1 protein-coding gene is annotated in these 1,102 nt (G+C 64.7%); it reads right to left on the minus strand.

Features of this window, described 5'->3' with window-relative positions; genetic code table 11:
- Positions 1 to 1,102: amino acid adenylation domain-containing protein (locus tag I6F21_RS37510; RefSeq protein ID WP_225184357.1), on the minus strand; the 1,102-nt coding region annotated here is incomplete at both ends.

The raw sequence follows: 1,102 nt of genomic DNA on the forward strand, positions 1-1,102 counted from the left end.
CGCGCCACCCCCGCCCCGCCAATGCAGAGCTCGCCCACCGCACCGAACGGCACCAGCCCGCCATGACCATCCAGCAAGTAGACCCGCGTGTTGGCAATAGGACGGCCAATCGGGACGATGGCCTCATCAAACTCAGCCGGGCAGCTCCAGGATGTAACGTCGATCGCGGCCTCAGTCGGACCGTAGAGATTGTGCAGGGCCGTCCAGGGCAATACGCGCCGAACCCTATACACACTGGCGGCAGGGAGCGCCTCGCCGCTGCATAAAACCCGCCGCAGCGATGTGCAGCGGTCAACACTCTTCGCATCCAAAAAGCTGACCAGCATGGATGGCACGAAGTGAACCGTCGTGATGTGCTGGCTGACGATCAAGTCGACCAATGCATCGGGATCTCTGTGCGCACCGGGTGGCGCCAGTACCAGCGTTGCCCCTTCAAGCAAAGTCCAAAAGAACTCCCAGGCCGAGACATCGAAGCTTAATGGCGTCTTCTGCAACACGACGTCTGTTGGCTTCAGACCATAGGCGTTCTGCATCCAGATCAGGCGATTAACGATAGCCCGATGCTCATTCTGTGCCCCTTTGGGCGTGCCCGTGGATCCCGAAGTGTAGATCACATAGGCGAGGTTGCGGGAGGTCAGGCCGAGCGCGCGCCGGTCAGGATCCGCTTCCGGCAGGCTGGCCCAGGCCGGCGCCGCAGCATCGAGCTCCACCACGCTCACAATGGCCGGCACATCCGCGCCGAAGGCGGCACGGCCAGCCACATCGGCCAGCAGCAGCGGCGGGGCCGCATCGTCGAGCACCTGATGCAGCCGCGCCGACGGATAGGCGGGGTCCAGCGGCATATACGCTCCGCCGGCCTTCAGGATCGCCAAAAGCCCCACCACCATCATCGGACTGCGCTCGACGCAGATCGCAACCGGCTGGTCCGGCCTGACCCCGAGGGCGATCAGGTGATGCGCCAGGCGGTTGGCCCGTGCATTGAGCTCGCCGTAGCTCAGCCGCTCATCTTTGCAGACCACCGCCACCGCATCCGGCGCCTTGTGCACCTGCGCCTCGAACAGCTCGTGGATGCACCGCTCCGCAGGATACGGCGCCGCCGTCC

The organism is Bradyrhizobium sp. NBAIM03 (assembly GCF_020194055.1).
In the GTDB taxonomy this organism is placed as follows: Bacteria; Pseudomonadota; Alphaproteobacteria; order Rhizobiales; family Xanthobacteraceae; genus Bradyrhizobium; species Bradyrhizobium yuanmingense.